Source organism: Solwaraspora sp. WMMA2059 (assembly GCF_027497315.1).
GTDB lineage: Bacteria > Actinomycetota > Actinomycetes > Mycobacteriales > Micromonosporaceae > Micromonospora_E.
Map to the genome: position 1 here is coordinate 3050168 of NZ_CP114908.1, position 21412 is coordinate 3071579.

12 protein-coding genes are annotated in these 21412 nt (G+C 70.4%); 8 read left to right on the plus strand and 4 right to left on the minus strand.

Translation table 11 applies throughout. The features are described from left to right. Positions 1-13: 13 nt before the first annotated feature. From O7553_RS13985 to O7553_RS14000, 4 genes are all read left to right on the plus strand, one after another. On the plus strand, positions 14-2122 hold the full coding sequence (locus tag O7553_RS13985; protein ID WP_281555225.1) for an iron ABC transporter permease: 2109 nt from the start codon (positions 14-16) through the stop codon (positions 2120-2122). A gap of 578 nt (positions 2123-2700) precedes the next feature. Further along, complete coding sequence (locus O7553_RS13990; protein ID WP_281555226.1) at positions 2701-4674, plus strand: family 16 glycoside hydrolase; 1974 nt, start codon at positions 2701-2703, stop codon at positions 4672-4674. A 73-nt stretch (positions 4675-4747) separates the two neighbouring features. Beyond that, positions 4748-5977 (plus strand): multicopper oxidase domain-containing protein, encoded by a 1230-nt coding sequence (locus tag O7553_RS13995; RefSeq protein ID WP_281555227.1) that lies wholly within the window; start codon positions 4748-4750, stop codon positions 5975-5977. 57 nt (positions 5978-6034) lie between these two features. After that, complete coding sequence (locus tag O7553_RS14000) at positions 6035-10015, plus strand: ThuA domain-containing protein (RefSeq protein WP_281555228.1); 3981 nt, start codon at positions 6035-6037, stop codon at positions 10013-10015. Positions 10016-10059: 44 nt separating this feature from the next. On the opposite strand, the gene O7553_RS14005 is transcribed toward O7553_RS14000, so the two are convergent. From O7553_RS14005 to O7553_RS14015, 3 genes are all read right to left on the minus strand, one after another. After that, positions 10060-10308: a hypothetical protein gene (locus tag O7553_RS14005; protein WP_281555229.1), complete on the minus strand. Its 249-nt coding sequence runs from the start codon at positions 10306-10308 to the stop codon at positions 10060-10062. A gap of 122 nt (positions 10309-10430) precedes the next feature. After that, on the minus strand, positions 10431-11054 hold the full coding sequence (locus O7553_RS14010) for a transposase (RefSeq protein ID WP_281555230.1): 624 nt from the start codon (positions 11052-11054) through the stop codon (positions 10431-10433). Continuing rightward, positions 11054-12478 carry a transposase gene (locus O7553_RS14015; protein WP_281555231.1) on the minus strand — a complete coding sequence of 475 codons (1425 nt, stop codon included), beginning with the start codon at positions 12476-12478 and terminating at the stop codon, positions 11054-11056. Before O7553_RS14015 ends, O7553_RS14010 begins: the two co-directional genes overlap by 1 nt. A gap of 100 nt (positions 12479-12578) precedes the next feature. Here O7553_RS14015 and O7553_RS14020 point away from each other — a divergent pair, with 100 nt between their 5' ends. Together O7553_RS14020 and O7553_RS14025 are read left to right on the plus strand one after the other, a co-directional pair. After that, complete coding sequence (locus O7553_RS14020; protein ID WP_281555232.1) at positions 12579-13715, plus strand: hypothetical protein; 1137 nt, start codon at positions 12579-12581, stop codon at positions 13713-13715. Positions 13716-13903: 188 nt separating this feature from the next. Next, complete coding sequence (locus tag O7553_RS14025) at positions 13904-16360, plus strand: M14 family metallopeptidase (protein WP_281555233.1); 2457 nt, start codon at positions 13904-13906, stop codon at positions 16358-16360. A gap of 19 nt (positions 16361-16379) precedes the next feature. Here O7553_RS14025 and O7553_RS14030 read toward each other — a convergent pair whose 3' ends face one another. Beyond that, positions 16380-16589, minus strand: coding sequence for a hypothetical protein (locus O7553_RS14030; RefSeq protein ID WP_281555234.1), 210 nt, complete (start codon positions 16587-16589; stop codon positions 16380-16382). A gap of 143 nt (positions 16590-16732) precedes the next feature. Here O7553_RS14030 and O7553_RS14035 point away from each other — a divergent pair, with 143 nt between their 5' ends. After that, positions 16733-17374 (plus strand): M23 family metallopeptidase, encoded by a 642-nt coding sequence (locus tag O7553_RS14035; protein WP_281555235.1) that lies wholly within the window; start codon positions 16733-16735, stop codon positions 17372-17374. Between the two features lie 131 nt (positions 17375-17505). Then, positions 17506-21315 (plus strand): endo-1,4-beta-xylanase, encoded by a 3810-nt coding sequence (locus O7553_RS14040; protein ID WP_281555236.1) that lies wholly within the window; start codon positions 17506-17508, stop codon positions 21313-21315. Positions 21316-21412 lie beyond the last annotated feature (97 nt).

Consider the following 21412-nt stretch of genomic DNA (forward strand, 5'->3'; position numbering starts at 1 on the left):
CGACGGTCCACGGGTGCCCACGGGGCTCCGTCCGACGCCGGGCACCGTCGCCACCAGACCGGTGGCGGCGTCCGGTGCGGACCGCCGGGCCGTGGTCGGCGGGTTGGGCACCCTGCTGTCGCTCGGGCTGGCCCTGGTGGTCGCCGCCGGCTGGCACCTGACCCAGGGCACCTCGGGGGTGGGGCTCGCCGACCTGCTCGCGGCGGCGGGCGGCGGGGACACAGGTGCCGACGAGGCGGTCCGGGAGATCCTGCTCGGCTCCCGGCTCCCGCGGCTGGCGGCCGGAATCGCGGTCGGCTTCGCCCTCGGCGTCGCCGGCGCGCTGTTCCAGTCGCTGGCCCGCAACACACTCGCCTCACCGGACACCCTCGCGGTGACCGCGGGGGCGTACTTCGCCGTCAGTGCGGTCGCGGCGTTCGGCCTCGGTGTGCCGCTCTGGGCGTCGGGCGTCGTCGCCTTCGTCGGCGGGCTGCTGGCCGCCGGTCTCGTTCTGGGTCTCGCTGGCGGCGCGGGCAGCTCGACGACTCGTCTCGTCCTGGCCGGCTCCGTCGTCGCGATGGCGTTGCAGTCGGCCACGGCCGCGGTGCTGATCGGCTTCCAGCAGGAAACGACCGGGCTGTTCGCCTGGGGCAGCGGATCGCTGAGCCAGCTCGGGCTGACCGCCTTCGGGCAGGCCGCGCCGGTCGTGGTCGGCGCCACGGCTGTGGCCGGGCTGCTGGCCCGCCGACTCGACCTGCTGGGTCTCGGCGACGACACGGCCGGGGCGCTGGGCGTACCGGTCCGGGCGACCCGGGCGGTCGGGACGGTGCTCGCGGTGCTGCTCACCGCGGCGGCGGTGACCCTGGCCGGCCCGATCGGGTTCGTCGGTCTCTGCGCGCCGGCGGTGACCCGGATGTCGGCACGGTTCGTACCGGCGCTGCACCGGCACGCCGTACTGGTGCCGGCGGCGGGTCTGGTCGGCGCGCTGACGGTCGTCCTGGCCGACGGGGTGATCCGCGCCCTGCTCGGCGCGGACCGGGCCGGTCAGGTGCCGACCGGGGTGGCCACCACCCTGGTCGGTGCCGTCCTGCTCATCGTGCTGGCCCGCCGGGTACGCGACTTCGGCCCGACCCGGCAACCGCCGGGCAGCCGGATGGGGCCCCGGAGCCGCCGCCGGTACCGGACGGTCCTGGCGGTCGTCAGCGCGACCGCCGCCGGCGCCGGGCTGCTCGGCCTGCTCGCCGGCAACACCTGGCTGCTCACCGGCGACATCGCGCTCTGGCTGTCCGGTGAAGGACCGCCCGTCATCCGCTTCGCACTGGACGAACGGGCACCACGGGTGGCGGCGGCGCTGGCCGCCGGGGGTGCCCTCGCGTTGTCCGGTTCCCTGGTCCAGGCGACCTGCCGCAATCCGCTCGCCGAGCCGGGAATCCTCGGCATCACCGGTGGGGCCGGGCTGGCCGCAGTGATCGTGGTGACCGGCGGCGTCGGCGGCAACGCGACGATGATCGCCGCCGCCACCGGCGCCGCGCTGGCCGCCTTCGGTCTGGTCTACTCCGTGGCCTGGCGGGGCGGGCTGCACACCGACCGGCTGGTCCTGATCGGTGTCGGGGTCTGGTACGCGGCGACCGCCCTGACGACCTATCTGCTGGTGCGGTCGAATCCGTGGGACACGCCGAAGATCTACACGTGGCTGTCCGGCACGACGTACGGCCGCAGTTGGACCCAGGTGGTCCCGGTGGTGGTCGCCCTGCTGGTGGCGCTGCCGGTCGCCCTGGCCGCCCACCGCGAGCTGGACCTGATCGCGATCGACGAGGACTCGCCCCGGATCGTCGGTGTCGGTCTGGAACGGATCCGTCTCCTGGTGCTGGCGGTCGCCGCCGTGCTGGCCGCGTTGAGCGTGACCGCGATCGGTGTCGTCGGCTTCGTCGGACTGGTCGCGCCGCACGCCGCACGGGCGCTCGTCGGCGGCCGGCACGCGCGGATCATCCCGGTCGCGGTGCTGCTCGGTGCGGTCCTGCTCGGACTGGCCGACACCGTGGGCCGTACCGTCGTCGCGCCGGCCCAACTGCCGGCCGGCCTGGCGGTGGCGTTGATCGGTGCCCCGTACTTCGTCTACCTACTGGCCCGGTCCCGGGCCTGATCCCGGCGGCTCCGGACAGCTTCAGCCAACACTGTGGTCACTGCTCGTGACCTAACGCCCTTCCACACCTTCTGTCGACACTGGCGAAAGTCTGGGATGAACCACCGAAAGATGTAGACACCTCGATCCCAAGTCCGATAGCCTCCAGATCACCGAGGCATTCGGTTAGGTAACCAAACAGTTTGGCTGCCCCGACCGGACGCCGTCGGGCGGGCACGGCACCCGCCCGACGGCGACGACCTCGCCGGGGCCGTGGCACCCCCCGGAAACACTGGACGCATCCGATCGGCGCGGCGGCGCGCGCCCGCACCCCCGTCGCCCTACTCATTCCCTGGCCGCCAGGGCAGTCGTCACCTGTCGGACCCGCCCAACGTTTCCCGTCACCTACCTACCCGCACACCCGGTATCACCACCGCACCCGCCCGGCGTCGGCCGCCTGCCCCGGGTGCCGGTGAAGCGTGGCCGCACCCGTACCCCCACTGGTGCAGTTTCCGCGCGCCCGGATCACCCCGGCCGGTGGCCGACCATGCACCGAGTCTGTCCGAAACGGACCGGCCTGTGATGAAAGGTACGCTGAGATGGCAGTCAACCCTGACCAACACGGCGGAGCTGTCCGCCCGAGCAGAGCACCGACCCGACCGCGACGGTCGCTGACCGCGCTGGCGGCCGTGGTCGGCATGGTCCTCACCACCACATTGGCCGCGGCGCCGGTCAACGCCCGCCCGACCCACGGCGGTCCACCGGAGTACCGGGCCGCCCAGGTACTGACCTGGACCACGGGCAACGACGTCACCGCGTACACCTCGGCGCCGACCACCGCCGAGCCCGGCCCGGCGACGCTGGTCTTCGAGAACAGCGCAGCGACCGGCAACACCAGCGGCATGCAGCACACGCTCACCTTCGAGACCGCTGACCCGACCTACAACCAGGACGTGAACGTCAACATCCTGGCCGACCCGTACGACGCCAACGGCGGCCTGTGGACCGTCGACGTGGTACTCACTCCGGGGACGTACCGGTACTTCTGCGCCATCCCCGGCCACGGTCTGATGAACGGGCTACTGGTGGTCAGCGACGACAACACCGAGGACACCACCGCACCCCAGGTGACCGCGGCACTGTCCGGGCCGCGCGACGACGACGGGGCCTACCTCGGTGCCGCCACCGTCACCCTCACCGCCACCGACGACATGTCCGGTGTCGACACCATCGAGCACTCCCTCGACGGCGGCGAGTTCAGCGAGTACACCGCCCCGGTCACCGTCAACGAGCCGGGCCAGCACACGGTGGCCTACCGGGCGACCGACATCGCCGGCAACACCTCGGACCCGCGGTCGGTCACCTTCACCGTCACCACGCCCCCGGACCCGGACACCACCGCACCCACGGTGACCGCTTCCGTGTCCGGCGCGCAGAGCGAGGACGGTTCCTACCTCGACACCGCAACGGTGACCGTCACCGCGACCGACGACGACTCCGGGGTCGCCAGTGTCGAGTACTCCCTCGACAGCGGTGCCTACACCGGCTACACCGCCCCGGTCACGGTGAACAGCCCGGGTACGCACACGGTCAGCTACCGCGCCACCGACGAAGCCGGCAACACCTCCGATCCCGGATCGGTCACCTTCACCGTGGTCGCCGGCGGCGGCGATCCGCAGTGCCCGGTGCTGGACACCCGCCCGACGGTCTGGCTGGGCACCCGCAACAGTGCGGTGCCCAACCGGCAGGTGGGTCCCGGCTGCACCATCAACAACCTGATCGCCAGCGAACGGATCTGGCGTAACCACAACGAGTTCATGCAGCACGTCCGCGCGGTGGTCAAGAACCTGCGCGAACAGGGTGTCATCAGCCAGGCCGAGCGGGTCACCCTGATCGACACGGCCAAGCTGTCGGCAGTCGGCAAGTCGGACGCCCACACCGGCTACCAGCCGATCCTCAACCGGTCGGGCGCGTCGTTCGATCAGTGGGAGCAGGTCGGCGCGGGCGGGTTCACCCGCAACGCCGACGGTTCGATCACCAGCCGGCCGGTCGCCGGACTCGGCCTGCTCTGGTTCCCGATCCGCAGCTACGGCGACTTCTCGGTGAAGCTGCAGTGGCGCGACGACGCCCCGGGTGACGCCCGGGCCAACAGCGGCGTCTTCGTCCGGTTTCCCGGCGTGCACCAGCATCCGCAGGAGCCCCGGCCGGAATGGGTGGCCATCAAGTACGGCCACGAGGTGCAGATCTTCGACGGCCCGGTCGGCGACCGCTACAAGACCGGTTCGGTGTACGGGTTCGACGGCGTCGACGTTGACGCCGCCGGGGTCACCCCGAAGGGCACCTGGAACGACTACGAGATCCGGGTGGTCGGGCAGCACTACTCGATCTTCCGCAACGGGGAGCTGGTCAACGAGTTCGTCAACACCCCTGACCTGGTGTTCGACCCGCCTCGGGCCGACGACCCGGGCGGTGCCGGTCGGCAGCGGACCGAAGGTTACCTCGGCCTGCAGGTGCACGGCGCGGACGACATCGTCAGCTTCCGCAACGTCCGGATCGCCCCGCTGACGCCGTGAGCGGCCCGGGACCCCGACGGACAGACCACCACCCCCGACCGGCGATGACCGACGCGACGAACAGGAACGGACGTTGAACGAGACGACAGAGTTGAGCACCGGCCCGATCGACGAATCGGCCAGACCGGGTGGCCCGCCTGATAACGGCGTGGGCCGGGCCCTGGTGGTCCTGGCGGTCCTGGCGGTCACCTTCGCCAGCGCGGGTGCCGCGTACGCGGTCAACCACCGCGCCACCGACCCGGTGGCCGCAGTCGAACCAGCCGACGGCGTGGTGCCCGGGGGCTGCGTGGCTCCGGACCGGGAGCTGCAGCTGTACGCCGTGGAGCTGCCCCGCGACCCGGTGACCAACCAGATCCGGCTGGGCTACGGCCTGACCCCGCAGACCGCCTCCTACCCGGGCCCGACGATGGAGATGATCGAAGGCGAGTGCCTGGCGATCACCCTGCACAACCAGGTGACCGCCGAGACGCTGGGTCAGCTGCGGACCGATCCGGAGCACCCGCTCGGCGTCTCGTTGCACGCACACGGGGTGAAGTACACCCAGGACTCCGACGGGACCGTACACAGTGGCTCCTATGTCGGGCCGGGTGAGTCCCGGACCTACACCTGGTACGCGAAGCCGCGCAGTTCCCGGACCGGCTCGCCGGGCACCGCCGGCTACTGGTGGTACCACGACCACGTGGTCGGCGGCCCGCACGGCACCCAGGGCATCGGCTCGGGCCTGTTCGGCGGCCTGGTGGTACGCCGGCAGGGCGACCCCCGGCCGGACCGGACCTACGTGACGGTCTTCGGCGACCGCCAGTCGATCAACCTGCGTCGCGGGGCCGCGACCGACGACTGCGACCTGGACAACCCGGTGCCCGGCCCGGCCTGCTTCGTCGCGAAGGTCGGCGAGCGGGTCGAGTTCATCGTGGTCGGCACCGGCGACGACATGCACACCTGGCACGTCCACGGCCACTCCTGGGCGGACACCCGCACCGGCGTGGTCGCCGGCGACAACAAGGCGATCGTCGACTCCATCCCGGTTATCGACAACAAGACCCTCGGTCCCGGTGACTCGTTCGGCGTGACCATCGTCGCCGGCGACTCGGTCGGACCGGGCCACTGGATGCTGCACTGCCACATGCAGTTCCACTCCGACCTGGGCATGGCCACCACCCTGCACGTCCTCGACGAGAACGGACAGATGCCGCCCGGCGGTCACCAGCACCGTGCGGTGCTCGCCCAGTCGGGTGTCGACGTCGGCGGCGAGCCGGCCGCCGACATCCAGGCCGGTGCCGGACACGACGGCCACCAGAACTGAACCGTCCCAGCCACCCCACCCCGGCGCATCCCGCGCCGGCCGCTGTAAGGAGCAGGAATGGCCGACAGACGCCATTTCAGATTCCCCCGACTGCGCCACCGATCAGCCGCCGCGGCCGCGGCCGTCACCCTGCTGGGCGGTCTGCTGACCGCGCCGGTCTCCCCCGCCCAGGCTGACCCCACGCCACCCACCTGGGGCAACCGGGTCGTCAACGTGCTGGTCTTCCACGGCCCCGAGGCCGAACAGAGCGACCCGGTCCGCCGGGCCACCAACGTCATCCGGCGGCTCGGCAACGAGCACGGCTTCTATGTGCACTCGTCCGACGATCCGAGCGTGTTCAACCCCGACAACCTGGCCCGCTACCGCAGCGTGGTCTTCCTCTCCACTGCCGGCGTCACCCTCGACGACGCGCAGGAGGCGGCGTTCCAGGCGTACGTCAAGGGCGGCGGCGGCTTCGTCGGCGTGCACGACGCGGCGTACACCCAGCCCGGATCGGAATGGTTCACCGGTCTGCTCGGCACCCGGCCGGCACCCACCCTGCCGCCGGCGGAGACGGTGGTCGAGTCGAGCGCCAGCGGCAACAACCCGCCGAACGAGACCGCCAGCCACGCGTTCGACCGCGCCACCGGCACCAAGTGGCTGACCCGCTCCCCGACCGGCTGGCTGGCCGGTGAGCTGGCTGAGCCGACCGTGGTCAACCGGTACGCGCTCACCTCGGCCAACGACTTCCCCGGCCGCGACCCGCGGGACTGGACGCTGCAGGGGTCCAACGACGGCAAGAACTGGACCGATCTGGACCGCCGGACCGGGCAGAGCTTCCCACAGCGGTTCCTCACCCGGCAGTTCGCGTTCGACAACACCGAGGCCTACCGGCACTACCGGCTGGACATCACCGCGAACAGCGGCGAGCCGCTGACCCAGCTCGCCGAGCTCTGGCTGATCGGTGCCGACGCCGGCGCGGCACCGGAGACCCAGATCCAGCAGGCAGAGGTCGACGTCACCGACCGCAACCACCCGGCGACCCGCGACCTGCCGATGAACTGGACCCGCGACGACCAGTGGATCAGCTGGGACCCGAACCCGGTTGGTCGGGTGCACGTCGTCGCCCAGGTCGACGAGACCAGCTACGACGCAGGGCTCAGCGGCAACGGACCGTTCCACCCGGTGGCCTGGTGCCACGACTACGACGGTGGCCGGTCGTTCTACACCGGAATGGGCCGCACCGAGGCAAGCTGGGCCAAGGACCTCCAGTTCCGCGACCACATCCTCGGCGCAATCCAGTGGACCGCCGGCACGGTACGCGGTGACTGCCAGGCGACGATAGCCGCCAACTACCGGATCGAGCGGCTCACCGGCACCAACCAGCAGGGTGAACTGGATCAGGTCGGTGAGCCGCACGGCCTGACCATCGCGCCGGACGGCACGGTCTTCTACATCGGCCGCGCCGCCTGCCCCTCCGGGGCGATCCCCGACTGGTCGAACCCGGACATCGGCAAGGGCTGCGGCACCATCCACCAGTGGGATCCGCGGACTCGGGAGGTGAAGCTGCTCACCACTCTGGAGGTGATGGGCAACCGGGGCAGCGGCAGCGAGCTGGTCAAGAGCGAGGAGGGTCTGCTGGGCATGACCCTGGATCCGGCGTTTACCGACAACGGCTGGTTCTACGTGTACTGGATGCCCCACGAGTCGATCGACCGGGAGAACCGGATCGGCCAGCGGACCGTGTCCCGGTTCACCTACGACCACGACAACGCCAGCATCGACCAGGCCACCCGGAGAGACCTGCTCAGCTGGGACACCCAGATCCACAGCTGCTGCCACGCCGGGGGTGGGATGACCTTCGACGACGCGGGCAACCTGTACGTCAGCACCGGTGACGCCAACTCGTCCGGTGGCTCCAGCGGCTACTCCGGCAACAACTGGACCCAGGAGTACGCCGGCGTCTCGTTCCAGGATGCCCGCCGTACCGCCGGCAATACCAACAACCTCAACGGCAAGATCCTGCGGATCACACCGAAACCGGACGGCACGTACAGCATCCCGGACGGCAACCTGTTCACCGGCGAGGAGGAAGGCGGCGGCAAGACCCGCCCGGAGATCTACGTCATGGGGGTACGCAACCCGTCGCGCATCGCCTGGGACCCGGTCAACGACTGGCTGACCGCTGCCTGGGTCGGCCCGGACGCCACCAACCCGGATCCGGAACTCGGTCCGGCGAAGTACGAACACGCCACGATCATCACCTCCGCCGGTAACCAGGGCTGGCCGTACTGCATGGGCAACCGGCAGCCGTACCGGGACCGCAGCAACACCGACGCGTCGGTACTGACCGGCTGGTACGACTGCGACAATCCGCGGAACACCTCGCCGCGGAACACCGGGCTGGTGAATCTGCCGCCGGTGCGCGACAACATGATCTGGTACTCGCCGCAGGGCGGCGGCCCGGTCTTCCCGACCCGTGCCGGTGGCAGCGGGTTGCCCACGTACGAGCCGGGCGAAGAGACCTTCACCCGGCCCTACCTGCGCGGTGGCGGCCAGGCCGTGATGAACGGCCCGACGTACCACCGCTCACAGGTCGACACCGACAGCGGTGTGGCCTGGCCGGTGCACTGGGACGGCAAGTGGTTCATCGGTGACCAGTCCAACGCGGACAACCGGGTGGCGGTCACCGTCGACCCGGCGGTGGTGCCCGACCAGGGCGCCCCCGCCTACGCGGAGGACCTTCGGGCGATCATTCCCGGTGGCAACGGCGGCACCCAGTTGCAGCACTGGATGGACGCCAAGTTCGGCCCGGACGGCGCGCTCTACCTGCTGGACTACGGCGGCGGATTCTTCACCCTGCACGGCAATCAGAAGCTGATCCGGATCGTCTACGACGGCGGCGCGCCGACCCCGGGACCGGAGTACGCCTCGGCCCGGGTCCCGGATCCGAGCGACCCGCGAACGGTGACCTTCTCCAGCCACCGGGTGGGCGGGGTGGCCTGGGAGTGGACCTTCGGTGAGGGCAACCGGGTGTCGCACCTGCCGCACCCGACCCACACCTACCGCAAGCACGGGCGGTTCGAGGCGACGGTGAAGGTGACCTACGCCGACGGCGAGGTGGCCGAGCACACCGTCGTGGTCGACACCGGCTGCGATGCACCGGATGCCCGGGAAACGGTCTGGCTGCTGGACACCGACACCGGGGTGACGAACCACGACGCCGGTGCCGGGTGCACGGTCAACGATCTGATCGACGACGAGCGGCAGTGGCCGAACCAGGGCTCGTTCACCAGCCACCTGGACGAGGTGCTGGCGCAGCTCACCGACGGCGAGGTGCTCGACGAGCAGGAGGCGGCGACGCTGCGGACCGCCGGTGCCGACTCACCCGTCGGTCGGACCGCCGGCTACCGGACGCTGTTCGACGGCACCAGCCATTCGCTGTCAGGGTGGCGGCAGGCCCCCGGAGGCACGTTCCGGCTGCTACCGGATGGGTCGATCAGCAGCTCCGGCGGGCTGGGCATGCTCTGGTACGGCGAGGAGGAGTTCGCCGACTACTCGCTACGGCTGCGGTTCAAGGACGTGTCACCGGGTGACACCCGGGCCAACAGCGGGGTGTTCGTCCGGTTCCCGGATCCACGAGTGCCGGTGGACGAGCGGCCGGAGGGCAGCTGCGGCACGGTCGGCTCCGCCCGCAGTTCCCAGGCCTGGGTGGCGATCTTCTGCGGCCATGAGATCCAGCTCTACGACGGAGCGGGCGGAGAACCGCAGAAGACCGGGTCGATCTACAATTTCCAGCCCAACGACCTGGACCAGGCGCTGCCCGCACCGAAGGGCGAGTGGAACGACTACGAGATCCGGGTAGTCGGACAGCACTACACGATCATCCGTAACGGGGTGACGATCAGCGAGTTCGACAACGTGCCGGGCAAGCAGTCGTCCCGGGCGGGTGACCCGCCCACCGATCTGCGCCAGTTCGTCAGCGGATTCATCGGTCTGCAAAACCACGGTAACAGCGACGTGATGGAGTTCCGCGACGTACGACTACGGACTCTCTGACCGGTGACGTGCCGGGCCCGGACAATGCGTCCGGGCCCGGCACGTCAGGTCGTCCGGCCGGCGACCTTCGCCCACAGCTCAGTGACGACGACCCGCCGCAACGACGGCACCAGCACCGTGTAGCCCGACCAGATCAGGCCGATCGCGCTGCATGAGGCGGCTGTGTGGAGCAGTCCGTCCCCGGCCAGCGCCCAACCGACGACGGCCGTGGCTGCCACCGCTGGCGCCAGCAGCGACAGCAGCCGGACCAGTTGGCGCAGCAGCTGCAGCGACAACGCCGAGCCGACCAGCATCACGAGGCTGGCGACCGTCGCGGCGACACCGATGGTGACCGGACCCCAGTAGCGCCACTTGACAATCCTCCCCGCCCTGAAGGACTCCGTTGGGGAACGGCCAAGACATGATGTACCGCCTGTCAGCCGGCGAGGTCGAGTTGGGTGAGGTGACTGGTTCTGGTGCGGCCGAGGGGCGTGTCGGTGAGCCATGCGTCGATGCGGATGACGTTGACGGCGGTCGCGGCGAGGAGGTGACCGAGGTGTGTCTTGTCCATGCCGAGGTAGCGGGTGCGTCGGATGCCGGTGCGTCGGGTCGTCTGGGAGATGGTGGCCTCGACACCAGCGCGGATGTGGTAGCTCTGTTGCCAGGCTTCGGTGGTCTGTTCGCGACGTCGGCTGTCCAGGATCTGCTGCTGGGCTGCGGGAAGCAGGGTGAGACTGCGTCCCCGTTCGCTGTTGACCGCGGCAGTGGTGCAGGCCGCGCGGACGGGGCAGCCGGTGCAGTCGGTGGCGGCGAAGTGGACCCGGGCCAGCTCGGTGCCGCTGTTCTTGCGCTGGGTGGACCAGCTGATGCTGGCCTTGCCCTGCGGACAGGTCACGGTCCTGGCCTGCCAGTCGACGCGGAACGCCGACTGCGGGAGACGTTCACCCTGGTGGGTATCGGGCCCGACGGGTCCGAGCAGGTCAACCCGGTGCTCATCGCGGGCGGTCAGAACATGCGCGGCGGTGACGTAGCCCGCATCGACCACATGCTGTTCGGGCATCAGCCTGCGCGTCGCCAGGTTCTGGTGTAGGAGTCGACCCGGGCGCCGTAGCGTTCGACCCGGCCGGCGTCGATCAGCGGCGTCAGCCACCCCGGTACGGTTGCGGCCAGGACCTCCAGGGCCGCCCGCAGGGTCTCCCCGACGAACTCCATCCGGTTCAGCGTGCGCACCGCCGCGAGGACATGCGTGGAGTCCGTCCGCTGTCGACCGCCAGCGCGCAGCAGTCCCTGCCGCGCGCACCGGTCCAGGACCACATCCAGTATCTTCTCCTCGATGCCGTGCTTGATCAGCCGGGCACGGAAGTCGCTGAGCACCGTGAAGTCGAACCCGGGATCGTCGAGTTCCAGGCCGAGCAGATACTTCCAGTCCATCCTCGCCCGGACCTGGTCGGCGGCCTGACGGTCGCTGAGCCCTTCGGCGTACCGCAGCACCGACACCAGCGCCAACGCCCCCGGCGACGCCGCCGGACGGCCTCCCGCCGGGAACGCCTCCGCGAACATGTCATCGGTGAACACCGGGCCCAGCGCGTCACGGATCCGCATGGCCAGGGTGCCCTTCGGGAACGACGCCCTGACCACCCGCGCGGTCCACTCCGGCATCCCACGGTCGTCCCACGACTGCAGCGACATACTGAACCCTTTCCACCCGATCAACCCGGTAATCATGCCAACGGACAAATCCAACGGGTTTGGCCGTTCCCCAACGGAGTCCTGAAGGCCGGAGTATCCACAGAAGGAATCCGATGACCGCCGGACGGCGCTCGGCCGCCGGGCGGCTGCCCCGCTGGAACACCGTGGTGTCGGCAACGTTCTCCAATAGCTCGATCCGGGAGAAACCGGATGATGCCAGGTGTACGCGTACCGCGTCACTGGTCGCGATCGCCACCACGTCGGGCCGGACGGCGAGGTCGCGCTCGCCGTTCGCCACGGCCCCCGGGTCGACGCCGGGAATCTGGCCAGCAGGTCGACGCAGTGGTAGACGACCACGTCCGCCGCGGCCTCGAGGCCGTAGGTCACCGGGGTGAAGGTCCACAGCACCCGCGGCCGGTCACTGGTGAGCCAGGTCGCCGTCGCCCGGCGCAGGACGGCCCGGTTCAATGGTCGCGTCGGTGCCCGGTGCACCGGTACCACCAGCGGCGAGACGATCGTGGTGTTCGCCGGCCTCGCTCTGGCCGGCTGGCGGGTGGACGGACCGGCCGACGCGCCGAAGGCCCGCCGGACGCGGCCGACCATCCGGGCGAGGTCGTCGGGACGCAGTGTCGGTCGACGTAGACCGAGCGACTCCACGAAGGTGACCTGCGCACCGACCGCCAACTCACGGGTGACGTAGTGCTGGTTGGTGGCGACAGCCGAATCCCATTCGGCCGTGCCCAGGATCAGCACGCTGACCGCGGATTCTGTCGCACCGCCCAGTGTACTCAGCATCGTCCATCCCAACGAGTCCGCCGGGCAGAGGAATCGACAGTTACTCGACCCACTGACGGCCTTCGTCGCACCACGGCCCGCCGACTGCGACAATCGCGCCATGGGTGACAGCGATGAGAGCCTCGACCGTGCCTCGGCGAGCGCGGACTTCCTGGAATGGAGCTTCTCCCTGAAAGGAGGAAGTTCCCCGTGGTCGGTAGAGCAGAGCATGACCCAGTTACTCGCCCACGAGAGCGCCGAAGGGATCAGCCTGCCACTCGCCGACGCCGTACAGGCCGACGCCGCGGTCATTCACGAACTTGGCCGGCGGCGGACCCCGACGGCGGTCGCCGCGCTACGCGGTCTCCAGGCGATGAGCACCATCGACACCCAACGGGAACTCGCCCGGCTCAACGCCGACCGGCTCGTCGGGCACGGGCTGCCGGAACCGCCCTGGACCGGCAGCATCGGCCGGGTCGACGTCGACTGCTGCCGGTGGGCGCACGACCCGTACGGTGAGACGGCGGTGCTGCTCTGCGGCTTCTCCTACGGCGGCACCGACGAACACGGCATCCTCACCGTGATCGACCAGGCGATCGGCGGTGGACGGATCCGGGAGATCCTGCTCGGCACCCGGGTCGACTCGCTGCGGCAACTGCTCGACCGGACACACGGGGGCGAGGACGGTTTCGTGACCGAACCGCTCGATCCGGCGCTGGCCCGACGGCTGATCGAGGACGCCGTCGCCACGTCGGACGAGCTGATGGAGAACCCGGAGTACAAACTGCGACCGATGCCCGACGCGTACCGGAAGATGCGGGCGTTGACGCTGGCCCGGGCCCGCGCGCTCAGTGACGTCGCGGCCCCGCCGGATCCGTTTCCGACCACCGTGGAGATCGAGCTGCTGAAGCGGGCGTTCCTGGCCTCCGAGGCGGCGGCCGGGTTCCCGACCGACGGCACCGCCAGCCGCGCGGTCGACCTGCTCGTCGAGCAGTTCGTCGAGCAGGCCGCCTGCCATCCGCTGCAGCTGGGGCCACGCCGGGTGCTCGCCGTGCTCGGCCTGCCGGCGCTCGCCGCCGAAGCCGGTGCCGATCCGGTGGCCGGACCGGTGCTTCCCGACGTCGCCGCCGCCTGGGTCGGCTGGACCGCCACCGAGCGCGGATTGAGCCCCGACGCGAGTGAGCGACTCACGCGTACGGCGGACCAGGCCTGCGCTCAGCTGCGGTCGGCGATCGCCGGCGGCAATCCGCCGGTCTGACCGCCGGCGCGCCGCACCGGCAGGTCGTTGACAGAGCACACCGCTGCCGGCCAGGATGATCGAATCCGTACTGGTCGATCCTTCTCGCCTACCCGTGGCGGTGCCGTACGGTGCGTCGTCGCGGGTCGTTCCGGCCGTCGCCCTGCTCCCACCCATGGATCAGCGGCACCGCGAGTGAAAGGTCCCACATGGTTCCCTCACCTGCATCCCAGTGGCGACGGCAACTCGCGGCGGCCGTGGCCGCCGCCGGTGCCGTCGTCCTGTTGGCCGGGCCGGCCACCGCCGTGCCGGCCACTGCGCCGTCCGTCGACCGTCCGCAGGCTACCGAGCGGCCGCGGATCCAGGCCCCGCTCGAACGGCTGGCCGACGAGCAGGCCAGCGTCGTAGAGGTCGTCGTGACCGACCGCGACGAGCTCGACGCTCTCGTCGCCACCGGAGTCGACCTGGATCACCACGTGTCGCAGACCGCCGCCGGGATCGTCGTCCACGCCGTCGTCACCCCGACCGAGATCGACGCTTTGCGGGCCGGTGGCTTCCGGATCGGCAAACTGCTACACGAGCCGGCCGACGCCCGGGCACGCGTCGCCGAGCGGGAGGCGACGATAGCCCGCCACCGCGCCGACAACCAGACGTTCACCGCGCGGGTGCGGCAGGACGCCGCGGTGGCCGACATCAGGATCATCCGGGCCGACTACTACACCTCCGGCACCGACCAGGTGCTGTCGGTGGAGGCGAAGTGGGCCCAGGGGCAGAGCTCACCGAGCACGTTGACCGTGTCCCGGGACAGCGGCCCGGGCACCGCCATGGGTTCCGGTGGCACACAGGTCATCACACGGTTCGTCGACGCCGGCGTCTATCTCTACCACCGGGGCGCCGGCACAGTCGGCGTACGGCCGGACCGGATCCAGATCGTCAGCCCGACCGGCGACGTGGCGGTGGCCGAGGTCGAGCAGTGGCTGCCGATCCCGGACGACTCCCCCGAGGGACCCGGATACCAAAAGGACTTCGTCACCAGCTACCTCACCCCGACCGAACTGTACGACCGGATCCAGCGGCTGGCCGACGAGTTCCCCCACCTCGCCGAGGTCGTCGAACTGCCGTACCGGACCAACGGGTACCGGCGCAAGGCACAGGTCGTGCTGGGTGACACCACGGCGAGCCGGGTCGCCGTCGACTCGCACGCGTGGGGGCACCAGGGCGGCAACGACATCACCGTCGAACTGGTCGACCCCGGTGCCGGCGACCGGCCCCTGTCGGTCACCGTCGACGGCAGCGCCATCCGGGTCGACCTGGGCACCGACGGTGGCGGCACGGTGGTCAGCACCGCCGCGCAGGTCACCGCCGCGATCAATGCCTCGGCGGGCGACCTGGTCAGCGCCTACACCTACCGGGGCGGCGCTGGCGACGGCGTGGTCACCCCGGCCCCGGTGACCCCGTTGAGCGACAACCTGACCGCGCCGGCCACCGTCTCCCGCGACCCGCACCCGGTGTACGCGCTGCGGATCGGCAAGTACCGGGACGGCTCGCGCACCGGGGTGCTCGCCTACGCGCAGGAGCACGCCCGCGAATGGGTTCCCCCGCTGGTCGCGATCGAGACCGCCGAACGCCTGCTCCGCAACCACCGTGCCGACGAGAACACCAAGCAGCTGCTCCGTACGCTGGACATCTGGATCGCACCGTCGATCAACCCCGACGGCGGCCACTACTCCTTCTACGATTACGGATTCCAGCGCCGCAACATGACGAACCACTGCGCCGCCGGTGGGGCGACCGACGCGCTGGCCCGCAACTCGTGGGGTGTGGACAACAACCGCAACTACACCGAGTACAGCCTTTTCGACGGGTACTCCGGCGCGTCAACCAGCTGCACCAGCGACGTGTACGCCGGCCCGAGCGAACTGTCCGAGCCGGAGAACCGGAACCTGGACTGGCTGGCCAGCCGGCCGAACATCAAGTTCTCGATGAACCTGCACTCGTCGGGCAACTACTTCATGTGGTCGCCGGGTGCATACGTCACCCCGGGCCGGGTCACCGCACCACGGCCGACCCTGGCGGAGGAGTCCTTTTTCTGGGGCGCGTCGTCGCGAATCCTCACCGCGATCAAGCGGCACCGCAACCTGGCGGTGACCCCGGCCAGGACCGGTCCCATCTCCGACGTGCTCTACTCCGCTGCCGGCAACTCCGGCGACATGCTGTGGTACAGGTACGGCATCTACGCGTGGAACTTCGAGGTCGGTACCTCGTTCCAGCCGGCCTGGGACGAGGCACACCAGCAGACCATGGAGTACGCCAACGGTCTCGTGGAGCTGATGCGGGTGGCCCGTGACCACGACAAGGACCGCAGACGGCCGACGAGTTCCCTGGTCACCTCGCCCGGTCCGGACGACACCCTGGTCGACGTCCGGTTCGAGGTCAGCGAACCGGCGGCGATCTTCTACACGTTGGACGGTAGTCAGCCGACCTTCGGGTCGACGCTCTACACCGCTGGCGGCGTACGGGAGGGCGGCGAGACCCTGACCGTGCCGTACGGGACGAAGGTCTTCTGGTTCTCGGTGGACGCGGCGGGCAACATCGAGAACAACTACAAGCCGGACACCGACGCCAAGAACTGGCGGCGTGGGTTCGCCACCGTTTCCGACAGTTGACCTGCCCGGCCGGCGGCGGTCACCAGCGCTTGCGCCGGTAGTGGCCGTGGTAGCCGTGGTGACCGCTGCCGTAGTGACCGTAGTGACCACCACGGTGCCGGCGGTTGAGCCGGTGGTCGACCTCACGGAGCAGGCTGTCGACCGGCGAGCCGTGCCCCCGCCGCCGGGCGTGCCGGCTCAGCTTCGACGCGAGCATCGACAGCAGAGAACGTTTGACGAAGCTGCTCATCGTAGGCTCCTCCAGCCCTGGGTCCCGACGCCCGCCACGGTAGCTCGCGGTGTCCAGCTCCACCTGGACGAAAGCTGACGGTCAACTGGCAGTACGACGGCCCACCTCCTGGCACGGTGCCGACGTCTGCCATGCTCGCAAGTGTGACCACCGGGTTTCCTACCGGCCGGCGTCGCGGCCGACGTCGCGGCCGGACCCTGCGTACCCTGCTGATCCTCGTCGCCGTCGCGACGGTACCGGCCGTCGTCGCGCTGGGTGTGGTCGTGGTGCCGTGGCTGCGGGAGCCGGGGCCGCGGCCGTTGTTCCAGCTCCCGGTCGCCTGCGGCGAGACCTGGCAGCTGGGCACCTACCCCGGCCACGACGACTACGACGTCGACCTGTTCCCGACCGAGGGCGACCCGTGGGGTAGGCCGGTGCTCGCCTCCTACGACGGTGTCGTCACCGTGGCCGGCGTCAACGGCTCGGTCGGCGGTCGTAACCCGGAGGATCCGGACGGGCCCCGGGGGCGCGGTGGCGGCTACTGGGTCAAGATCGACCACGGCGGCCGTTGGGAGACGCAGTACCTGCATCTACTCGAACCGCCGATGGTCCGGGAAGGTCAGCGGGTGGCGCGCGGCGAGCAGATCGGGCTGCTCGGCAGCACCGGCAACTCGGGCGCGCCACACCTGCACTACGAGCAACGGCGCGGCTGGCAGAAGGTGGAGACCTACTTCGACGGCCTGCCGTCGGGCATCACCCACGACGACTACGAGTACACCGTACGGCTGACCAGCAACAACTGCTGACCCCCACACGGCCCGGCGAGCCGGGCCCTCGACGTACCCGCTCCGCCCGGCTAACATTTCCGCCGTCTGGATCTGCTGGCGCGATTCACCAGGCACCGACCACACGTACGTACGTCCGTGCAGGAGCCTTCATGCGCCTCAGATACCACCCACCCCGTCCACCTGCGCGACTGGCCGCCCTCGCCGCGGCCGTCGCGACCGCGCTGGTCGCCACGATCGCGACCGCCCCGTCCGCGACGGCGGACACCACGCTGCTCGCCAATGATTTCGAGTCCGGCTCGTACGCACCGTGGGGCCCCCGCGGTGACGTGACGTTGGCAATCGCCGAGGAAGGCCGGGACAGCGCGGCAAGCCTGTCGGTCACCGGCCGTACCGCCGACTGGCAGGGCCCCGCGACCAGCGCGACCGACCTGTTCTCGCCCGGCGTCGTCCACTCGGTCACCGGCTGGGTGAAGCTGCCGGCCGGCACCGAGGGCGCGGCCGGTGTCCACTTCACCGTCGCAGCCACCCCGGCCGACGGCGGCGACGACACCTACACCTGGATCGGCGACGCCGCCGAGACCACCGCCGACACCTGGGTCCAGATCGGCGGTGAGTACACCATGCCGACGGGCCTGACCTCGGCGACGCTGTACGTCGAAGCCGCCGGAACCACTCCCTTCCTGCTCGACGACGTCCTCGTCACCAGCCCCGACGAGACACCCGGCGTAGTCACGGTGAGCGCGGTCGACTTCGAGGACGGCACCACCGGCACCTGGTCCGCCAGCGGTGGACCCACCCTGACCGTCGTGGACACCGAGAACGGCCGGGCGCTGCGGGTCAGCGACCGTGTCGAAGGGTTCGACGGGCTGCAGAGCCCGGCCGGAATCTTCACCGCCGGCGTCACCCACACGTTCTCGGCGCGCGTCCGGCTGGCCCCGGACGGGCCGGCGTCGTCCGGATTCCGGTTCGTCATGAAGCCGGACTACAACTGGATCGGCAACACCACGGTCACCGCCGACGACTGGACCACGGTGACCGGCGAGTTCACCGTGCCGACCGACGCCGACCCGGCCACACACCAGGTCTACCTGGAAGCCGCCGAGGCCACCGCCACGTACCTGGTCGACGACATCCTGATCACCGCGCCGGACACCGGACCGGGCGGGGCGCCGCCGGGCACCGTCGTCATCGACAGCGACTTCGAGGACGGCCTCGACGGTTGGGTGCCGCGCGACGGTGGCCCGGGAGCACCGACGGTCGAGCTGACCGGTGTCGCGCACGGCGGCGAGGCGGCCGCGCTCGTCACCGACCGGGTCAACCAGGGCGCCGGGATCGGGCGCGACGTCACCACCGCGTTCGAGCCGGGCGTAGGCTACGAACTGTCCGGCTGGCTGCGGTTCGCGCAGGGTCAGCCGACCGATGACATCTGGTTGAGCATCGCCGCCACCACCGCCGACGGTAGTCAGTCGTTCAGCACCCTCGCCCAGTTCGACACGGTCACCGACGACGGGTGGACCGAGGTGACCGCGAGCTTCACCGCGCCGACCTTCACCAGCGCGTTCCTCTACTTGGAGACCAGCTGGCAGGGAGCGGACGTCACCGGCAACACCAGCGACTTCCTGCTCGACGACGTCGTGGTGCGGGTGCCCGAGCCACCGGTCGTCGAGGACCTCACCGGGATACACGAGACCACCGACTTCCCGGTCGGCGTCGCGATCGACAGCCGGGAGACCGTCGGGTCCGCCGCCGAGCTGCTGACCCGGCACTTCACCAACATCACGCCGGAGAACCACATGAAGCCGGAGGCGTGGTACGACGCGGACCGCAACTTCCGGCCGCACGAGCAGGCGATCGCAATGATGGACTTCGCGCAGACCAACGAGATCGGCGTGTACGGGCACGTGCTGGTCTGGCACAGCCAGACCCCCGAGTGGATGTTCCAGGACGCCGACGGCGAGCCGTTGAGTTCGTCGGCCGCCGACCAGCAGGTGCTGCGCGACCGGCTGCGCGGGCACATCTTCGCGGTGGCCGAGTCGCTGAGCGACCGGTACGGCCGGTTCGGCTCCGCCGCCAACCCGCTGAACGCGTTCGACGTGGTCAACGAGGTGGTCAGCGACAGCGGCGAGTACTCCGACGGCCTGCGCCGCAGCGAGTGGTACCGGATCCTCGGCGAGGAGTTCATCGACCTGTCGTTCCAGTACGCCGAAGAGGCGTTCAACGACATGTACGCGGTGGCGGACACCGATCCGGTCGCCTTGTTCATCAACGACTACAACACCGAACAGAGCGGCAAGCAGGCGCGCTACCACGCGCTCGTCGAGCGGCTACTCGACCGGGGGGTGCCGCTCGACGGGGTGGGACACCAGTTCCACGTGTCGCTGTCGACACCGGTCGGCAGCCTCGAAACCACGTTGGAGAGGTTCGCCGGTCTGCCGGTGGTCCAGGCGGTCACCGAGCTCGACGTCACGATCGGGACCCCGGTGACCCAGGCCAACCTGATCGAGCAGGGCTACTTCCTGCGGGACGCGTTCCGGATCTTCCGGGCGTACAGCGAGAAGCTGGCCGTCGTCACCGTGTGGGGGCTGACCGACGGCCGGTCGTGGCGCTCCGACAACGGCGCCCCGCTGCTGTTCGACGACGGGTACCAGGCCAAGCCGGCGTACTACGGCGCGGTCGACGCGGAGCTGCCGGCCCGGCTGCGCACCGCGAACGTCTTCGCCGGCGACGTCGCGTTGTCCGCCGGGGTCACCTCGGATCTCACCTGGCGCAAGCTGCCCCTGCATCAGGTGGAGGAGACGGCGGGGTTCCAGCTGCGCTGGTCGGCCGACCGGCTGACCGCGTACGTCTCGGTCACCGACGCCAACCCGTCGTCGGACGACCGGGTCGAGTTCGTGCTCGACGGGGAAACGTACCCGGTGTTCCGGGACGGATCGGGTGACGTACCGGCGGTGGCGACCGAGCGGGACGGCGGTTACGCCGTCGTCGCGCAGCTGCCGCTGTCCGACCCGGCGGAAGGCGGCACCGTCCCCTTCGACGTGCGGGTCACCGACGACGCCGCCACCACCGGCTGGGCCACGGCCGGCACCGTCGGCACCCTCACCCTGGTCGAGGAGCTGTCCTACCTGGAGGTGGTACGGACGCCGAGCGCACCGGCCATCGACGGTACGGTCGACGCGGGCTGGTCGCACGCGACCGAGGTCACCACCGCCAAGCAGGTGTCCGGCACCGACGGAGCGGTGGCCACCGTCCGGACCCTGTGGCAGGACCAGACGTTGTACGTGCTGGCCGAGGTGGCCGACCCGGTGGTCGACGTCACCGGCTCCGATCCGTGGACGCAGGACTCGGTGGAGATCTACGTCGACGCCGGCAACGCGAAGAACGGCCCTTACCGCTACGACGACACGCAGATCCGGATCAACGCCGACAACGTCGTCTCGTTCGGCACCGGGGACGAGGCGTTCCAGGCCGGCCGGTTGACCAGCGCGGTGGTGCGTACCGACACGGGCTACACCGTCGAGGCGGCGATCAGTCTGCTCGAGTACGGCGGTCTGGACACCTTCCACGGGCTGGACTTCCAGGTCAATGACGCCGCCGACGGTGCCCGTACGGCGATCCGCAACTGGGCCGAGCAGAACGGTGTCGGCTACCAGACGACCGCGCGGTGGGGGGTCGGCCGGCTGGTCGACGGCACCAACGTCGACGTGGCGTTCGAGCCGATCACGCAGTGGGACTCGGACGGCGGCGGCGGGTACTGCACGGAGATCGTCGCCAGCAACGCCACCGATCAGCCGGTCGACTGGCGGGCGGCGGTCGAGCTGCCCGGCGACATCTACACCGCGTGGAACTTCGAGCGGGAGTCGTTCGGCGACGGGACCTGGCGGATCACCGGCGTGGACTGGAACCGGACGTTGAAGCCGGGTGCCCGGACGTTCAGCGTCGGGTACTGCGCCACCTGGTGACCACCGCCCGGGGGTGCGCCGACGGTCGTCGGCGCACCCCCGGGTCGCCCCCGGCTCGCCGTCGGCGGGCGGATTGCCGGGCCGGGGCATTGCCCGG